The following is a 6,366-nucleotide window of genomic DNA, read 5'->3' on the forward strand; positions in this document are numbered from 1 at the left end:
TTCAGCCTCGAACTGCGGGCGACCCTGCTCTCCGGCGGAACCGTCCTCCCGTGCCGGAAAGATCAACTCTCGCCTGCGGACATCCACGGCTGCGTCCGGCGCGGGGTGACCCATCTCTTCCTGGACTCGGCCAGTTCGCCGCCATCGCGGACGATGCGTCTTGCTTGTCGGGCCTGCGAGTCCTTACCGTTGGGTCACCCAGACCGACCTCGACGCGGACGGCGGCATCCCGCAGGGTCGCGCGATAGCAGGCACCGGCGTCGTCGCATGGGACGGTGCCGAGGCGGCACCAGCCGGTGAACGCGGGGAACTCGCGCTCACCGGCGACGGCCTGGCCCGCGGCTGCCTCCACGCGCCTGACCGCACCGCGGAAGCGTTTCCGGAACTCGAGACCGACGGCGTGCCCCAGCGGGCCTATCCGACCGGCGACCGCGGCTGGCTCGACGAACCGGAGACGGCCGCGCGCCGGGCTACCACTGTCCGAAGTGGACAGTCTCGCTTTCCGGCTTCCGCTTGCGAGTAGCCGGGGAAGCGCCCGAGGAGATCTTGGCATCGGCGTCGTAGCCGATGGCGATCGCGCCGATCGGCTCATGGCTGTCCGGAACGCCGAATTCGGTGCGCACCTTGGCGTAATCGTCCGCGCCGATGCCGAAATACACCGCGCCGAGCCCTTCGTCCACCACGGTCTGCAGGATCAGCAGAACGGCCATGCCGGTGTCGATGTACCAGAAGGGCACCGGCCAGTGGTCCTCGCTGCGGTCGGTCCAGCCCTTGTCCGGCTGGGCGTAGCGGTCGAGGTAAACGTCTTTCACCGAAAACGGGATCACGATCACCGGGGCGGCCTTGGTGCTGTCGTCCAGCGTCCAGGAGGAGAGGGTGTCGGCGAATCGCCGCACGTCGTCGCCCTGCAGCACCAGGAACGCCTGCCCCTGCGAGAATCCGGCGGACGGCCCGCGCAGCGCGTTGCGCATGATCCGGCGAAGACTGTCCTCGGGCACCGGTTCGTCGGTGAACTTGCGCACCATGCGCCTGCGCCGCACGACTTCCTGAAACTCCATCGCTGCCCCCTGGTGGAAGTTTTCGGGCAACTGTAGCGGGTTTCCGGTGCTTTGTGACTCGATCATGCGGGGGTTTCGACGGCTGCCCTGGCGGCGAGGTTGCTGGCGCGATACCTCGGAGGCGGGCTGGCCGGTGGACTTGGGTACCGCGCGCCTGGGCGGGCGACTTCCTGGCGGGAGTTCCGGGCGACTGTGGCGGTTTCCGAGGCGTGGTTCCTGCGGGCGGCTGGATCCCGCGGGGTCGCGCAGCCGCCGACGCCGGGCCTGCCGGGAAGGGACACGAGCTGATGGGGGCCGTCGAGGGCGTCGGCTCGTCTGCGAGTTCTGCCGTGTCCGCCCGCAGACCTCGGAGGGGTTCGCACCGGCGCGCCGGATGTCGGTGCCGGAACAGGCTGCCCATCCCGATCGGAGCCTCCTCGTACTGCAGCATGGCGACCTGGCTGAGCACGACACCGGGGCGCACGACTCGACGAGCTGCTGCCCGCGATTCTCGGCGGCTCCATCGAACCCGGCAAGGTCTTCGACGCGAGCACTGGTCTCGACGGGGTTCTAAGCGGGTATCGGGACCTGGGCCGAAGCGCAAGGTCCTGAGCCGTTCCTGGCCGACGGGAAAACACCGGCCCGGCCGGAGGCGGGCGCCTGCGGCCGGGCGGGTTTCCGTCGCTGGCGGAGAGGCTGAACTCCCGCGGTCCTGATTGCCCGGCGGCTGCCGCGCGGAAATCCGCCGGGCGGCGGCGGGCGAAACTCCGGCGGGGGAGCGGACGCCTCGTCCGGCGTTTCCCGAAATGATCCGCGCGGAACCGTCGGGCCCGGGCGCTTATTTGCCCGCGCGCTTTTTCGCGGTGCGCTTGCGGGGTTTCGCCTCCGGCTTCTGGCTTTCCTCGTAGGCGGCGATCACCTCGCGCGGGATGCGGCCGCGTTCGGCGATCGCCCAGTTGTTGTCGAGGGCCCACGTGCGGATCGCCTTGGAGCGTTCGCGTTCCTCGGCGGTCGGCGCGGCCGTGGCCCGCACGGTCGTCTTGCGTCCGCCGGTCCGGCGGGCGGCCGCGATGAACGTCGCCAGTTCCTCGCGCAGGGTGGCGGCGTTCGCGTCGGACAGGTCGATTTCGTACTGGACGCCGTCGAGTCCGAAGGGGACGGTCTGCCCGGCTTCGGACCCGTCGAGGTCGTCGATCATCTCGACGAGGACTTTCTGTGCCATCGCGGTGACTCCTCCTGGAAACGGGACGCGGTCACCGCAGACCATAACAGGAGTCCACTGTGGCTGGTCGGCGGCGATAATTCCGCGGGGTCGCGCGGCCGCGAATTGGCCGGGCCAGGGGGAACGAAGATCAGGAGGTTTTCCGCTCCGGCACGGGATCGGCCAGCGCTTCGAAGGCGTGTCCCATCCGGTCGCGTTTAGTCCGGAGGTAACGCAAGTTCTGCGGAGTTTCGACCGGACGCGGTGTGACCTGCTCCACGACTTCGAGTCCGTATTCGCCGAGTCCGCGGTATTTCTCCGGGTTGTTGGTGATGAGCCGCACCCGCCGGACGCCGAGGTGTTCGAGGATCTGCGCGCCGGAAGCATAGGAGCGCGAGTCCACGGGAAGACCCTGCGCAAGATTGGCGTCGACGGTGTCGAGACCGGATTCCTGCAACGCGTAAGCCTCGATCTTGGCGGCCAGGCCGATGCCGCGGCCCTCGTGGCCGCGCAGGTAGACAATGGCCCCGCAGCCCTCGTCGGCCACCGCGCGCATCGCTTGTTCGAGCTGGGTGCCGCAGTCGCAGCGCAACGAGCCGAGGATGTCGCCGGTCAGGCATTCGCTGTGCACCCGCACCAACGCGCCCCGCTCGGATCGACCGGCGGCGGCGACGTCGCCCATGACGAGGGCGAGGTGTTCGGCACCGTCCAATCGCGACCGGTACGCGACCGCGCGGAAGTCGCCGAAAGCGGTCGGCATCGCGGCGGTCGCGACCGGTTCGACCAGCCGTTCGGTGGTGCGGCGATAACGGACCAGGTCGGCGATCGCGACGACGGGCAGGCCGTGTTCGGCGGCGAACTCGCGCACCCCCGCCTCGCGCAGCATTTCGCCGTCCGGGCCGATCAGTTCGCTGATGACGCCGACCGGCTCGCGACCGGCCAGCTGCAACAGATCGACGGCCGCTTCGGTGTGCCCGGCGCGGACGAGTACACCGCCGTCTCGCGCGCGCAACGGAAAGATGTGACCCGGACGGCGAAGACGTTCAGGTGTCGTGGCCGGGTCGGCGAGCGCCCGGCAGGTGCGCGTGCGGGCCGTTGCGGACACTCCGGTCCCCGCATCTGCGTGATCGACGGACACGGTGAACGCGGTGCCGTGCGCGTCTTTGTTGTCCGCGACCATGGGCGGAAGCGCGAGCGCGTCGGCGCGTTCCGCCGTCATCGGTGCGCAGACGATTCCGGTGGTGTGCGCGACGAGGAACGCCATCTGGCCGGCAGTGACACTTTCGGCCGCGAGCACGAGGTCGCCCTCGTTCTCCCGGTCGTGATCGTCGACGACCACGATCATCCGGCCTTCCTCGAGCGCGGACACCGCCGCGCGCACACTGTCCTCGGTGACGAGCATGTCGAACCTCCCGGGTCATGAAGCCGCTCGAAGTGACTGGATGATAACTACAATCAGCCAGTGAGCTGGACTTGCTTACGCATGAATGTTATCGACCAATAACATCGAGCGGAAGAGGCAGTGCTCACTTGCCGGGGAGCGCGCCGCTCCGCCGGAGATCGCGGACGAAACAGCCGAGCAGGTCCGCGAACCGCGCACGTTCCTCCGGCGACCACCCGGAGAGAGCGTCGCCGAACTGGGCGGCCCGGCGCTGTCGTTCGACTTCCAGGATCCGGCGGCCCGCGGCAGTCACGAAGAGGGGGCTGGCCCGGCCGTCCTCGGGATCGGCGCGGCGCTCGACCAGCCCGGACCGGACCAGCCCGGCGACCTGGCGGCTGACCGTCGACGGGTTCACGCCCAGCACCGCGGCGATTTCCCCGGCCCGGAACGGGCCCTCTTCGGCGAGCATGGCCAGCAGCGGCAGGCAGTTCGGCTCGGCCGGCGCCGCTTCCGCGCGCTTGACCAGGCGCGCGAGCGCGAGAAGCTGGTCGGCGAGGTCGACGTCCGCCATCGGCTCAGCGGCCGGCGCGAACGTGACGGTCGCGCCCGGCCCCGTACCCGGTGAAGGCCATCACCGCGCTCAACGCGGTGAGCGCGACGAGCGCGCCGGACCAGCTTCCGGTGGCGTCGTGGAGGATGCCGAGCAGCAGCGGTCCGGCCGCGGCGACCAGATAACCGATGGACTGCGCCATCCCGGCCAGCGCGGTGGTCTCGCTCGGGCCGGTGGCGCGCTGGCTCTGGAAGCTGAGCGCCAGCACGAGGCAGACCCCGCTGCCCAGCCCGAGCAGCGTGCACCCGACGATCGCGATTCCGGGCGCCAGAAGGAGGATCGCGAACCCGGCGGCGGTGACCGCCGACGCCGCGGCCGCGGGGAAACGCTGGTCGGCCCGGCCCCGGGTGAGCAGCGGCAGCACCATGCCGGTGGCCAGCGCGACGAGCTGGTAGTAGAACAGCATCCAGCCGGCCGCCGCGGTGCTCATGCCCTGGCCGCTGAGGATGCTGGGCAACCACGCGACGGCGGTGTAGAAGGCGAGCGACTGCAGGCCCATGAAGAGGGAAACCTGCCACGCCAGCCAGGACCGCCACGGGGTCGGCGCATGCGTCCTGCGGGTCTGCGACCCGGTGTCCGGCCGCGAGCCGCGCAGCCGAGGCAGCCATCCGGCCAGTGCGGCCACCGCGACGACCACTGCCCAGGCGAGGGCGGAGTGCCAGCTGCCCGGCAAAACCCCCGCCAGCGGAACGGAAATCCCGGACGACACCGCGGCGACCACACCCATGACCGTGACGTAAAGCGCGCTGACGGTGTGCACCCGCGAGGCCGGAACGTGGGTGCGAATCACCGTGGGCAGCAAGACATTTCCGACGGCGATCGCGGCGGACAGCAGCACCGTCCCCGCGAAGAGACAGGCAATCGACGGCAGTGACCGGACCACTGTGCCCGCCGCCAGCACCGCCAGCGAGAGCACGAGCAGCCGCGTGGAACCGATCCGATGCGAGACACGGCCGACGAGCGGCGAAGTCACCGCGAACATGAGCAGAGGCAAGGTATTCAGCACACCGCCCGCTGACGCAGGCAGTCCGGTGTCGTGCTCGATGGCGGGCAGGAGTGTCCCGACGCCGGTCAGGGTGGCGCGCAGATTGGCCGCCACCAAGAGGATCGCGAGCAACAGCCCCGCTGACCACTCAGGTTTGGTGACCGATCTTTTCGCGACTGTGGGAACTTCGACCTCGGCGGTCACTTCTCCCGCTCCGTTCCGGTCCCGGTGAGCTTCACGATTTCGGCAGCGCAGTAGCGCGCCCCGACCTCGTCCTGAGCAGCGATCGCCTCGACCAGCTGGCGATGAAGCCGGGTGTGCTCTTGAGCAGTCGCTTCGGGCCACAACGTGTCACCGATTTGCTCGGCGACGGAGGCGCTGAGGACGTCGTATACCTCGGTGAGCAGGGAATTCCGTCCCGCATTCACGACGGCCTGGTGGAAGCGAACGTCCGCTTCGACGGCTGTGTCGGTGTCGTCCCGCACCTCGGACTCGTCGAGCAGCCGCTGCAGGCTGACCAGATCGTCGTCGGTGCGGCGCACCGCAGCCAGGCCGGAGGCATACTCCTCCAGCACGGCCCGCAGTTCCAGCACGTCGCTCCGCCGTGAGGAGTTGGCCCGCCGCATCAAGACGGATTGCATCTCGCTCGACGCCCGGACATAGGTTCCATCGCCTCGCCGTGCTTCCAGCAGCCCGAGGTGCACCAGTGCGCCGAGCGCTTCCCGCACGGTTGTCCGCCCGACGCCGAGCTGCTTGACCAGGTCATTTTCGGCTGGAATCCGCATTCCGACCGGCCATTCTCCGGAGGCGATCTGCTCCCGGAGGGTGTCCACAAGCTGTGCGGCGAGGCTGGCGACCCGATTGGGGGCGCGGAGATCGTTCATAAGGTGACCCTAACACCGGATGTCAGACATTTGAATGTGATCGGGGTCGCGGTCCAAGGTCCGTGAGGGTTCCCCTCACGGATTGGGGGCGGCCCTGCACCCCGAAGCTCATTGTGCTGACGGTCTGGGGGTGCTTGTCAAGGCGGGGATGATGCGTTTGCAGGCAGCGCGAGTCGGCAGGGAGGCTTCGTATCGGGGTGCAGGGCAGGGGCTGGGTGCCTCGATCGTTGGGTGCGTGGGTGGGGGTGGTGGCGGTGGCGTGTGTAGC

General features: G+C 69.3%; 7 protein-coding genes. 1 reads left to right on the forward strand and 6 read right to left on the reverse strand.

Annotated features, from left to right (window positions below; translation table 11 throughout):
• Nucleotides 1-160: 160 nt before the first annotated feature.
• Nucleotides 161-523, forward strand: coding sequence for an AMP-binding protein (locus tag D0D37_RS16455; RefSeq protein WP_162834271.1), 363 nt, complete (start codon nt 161-163; stop codon nt 521-523).
• Here the strand turns inward: D0D37_RS16455 and D0D37_RS16460 are convergent.
• The 6 genes from D0D37_RS16460 to D0D37_RS16485 form a co-directional block, all read right to left on the reverse strand.
• Nucleotides 471-1,058 (reverse strand): nitroreductase family protein, encoded by a 588-nt coding sequence (locus tag D0D37_RS16460; protein WP_116201432.1) that lies wholly within the window; start codon nt 1,056-1,058, stop codon nt 471-473. The two genes, D0D37_RS16455 and D0D37_RS16460, sit on opposite strands and share 53 nt — an antisense overlap.
• Before the next feature lie 817 nt (nt 1,059-1,875).
• The gene (locus D0D37_RS16465; RefSeq protein ID WP_116201424.1) at nt 1,876-2,259 is read right to left on the reverse strand and encodes a histone-like nucleoid-structuring protein Lsr2; all 384 of its coding nucleotides are present in this window, start codon (nt 2,257-2,259) and stop codon (nt 1,876-1,878) included.
• A gap of 130 nt (nt 2,260-2,389) precedes the next feature.
• Entirely contained in the window at nt 2,390-3,640 is a 1,251-nt protein-coding gene (locus D0D37_RS16470) for a bifunctional 3,4-dihydroxy-2-butanone-4-phosphate synthase/GTP cyclohydrolase II (RefSeq protein WP_116201425.1), read from the reverse strand.
• Between the two features lie 124 nt (nt 3,641-3,764).
• Entirely contained in the window at nt 3,765-4,190 is a 426-nt protein-coding gene (locus D0D37_RS16475; RefSeq protein ID WP_116201426.1) for a MarR family winged helix-turn-helix transcriptional regulator, read from the reverse strand.
• A 4-nt stretch (nt 4,191-4,194) separates the two neighbouring features.
• Nucleotides 4,195-5,418, reverse strand: coding sequence for a CynX/NimT family MFS transporter (locus D0D37_RS16480; RefSeq protein WP_116201427.1), 1,224 nt, complete (start codon nt 5,416-5,418; stop codon nt 4,195-4,197).
• Nucleotides 5,415-6,098 (reverse strand): FadR/GntR family transcriptional regulator, encoded by a 684-nt coding sequence (locus tag D0D37_RS16485; protein WP_116201428.1) that lies wholly within the window; start codon nt 6,096-6,098, stop codon nt 5,415-5,417. Before D0D37_RS16485 ends, D0D37_RS16480 begins: the two co-directional genes overlap by 4 nt.
• Nucleotides 6,099-6,366 lie beyond the last annotated feature (268 nt).

The organism is Amycolatopsis circi (genome assembly GCF_003385235.1).
In the GTDB taxonomy this organism is placed as follows: Bacteria; Actinomycetota; Actinomycetes; order Mycobacteriales; family Pseudonocardiaceae; genus Amycolatopsis; species Amycolatopsis circi.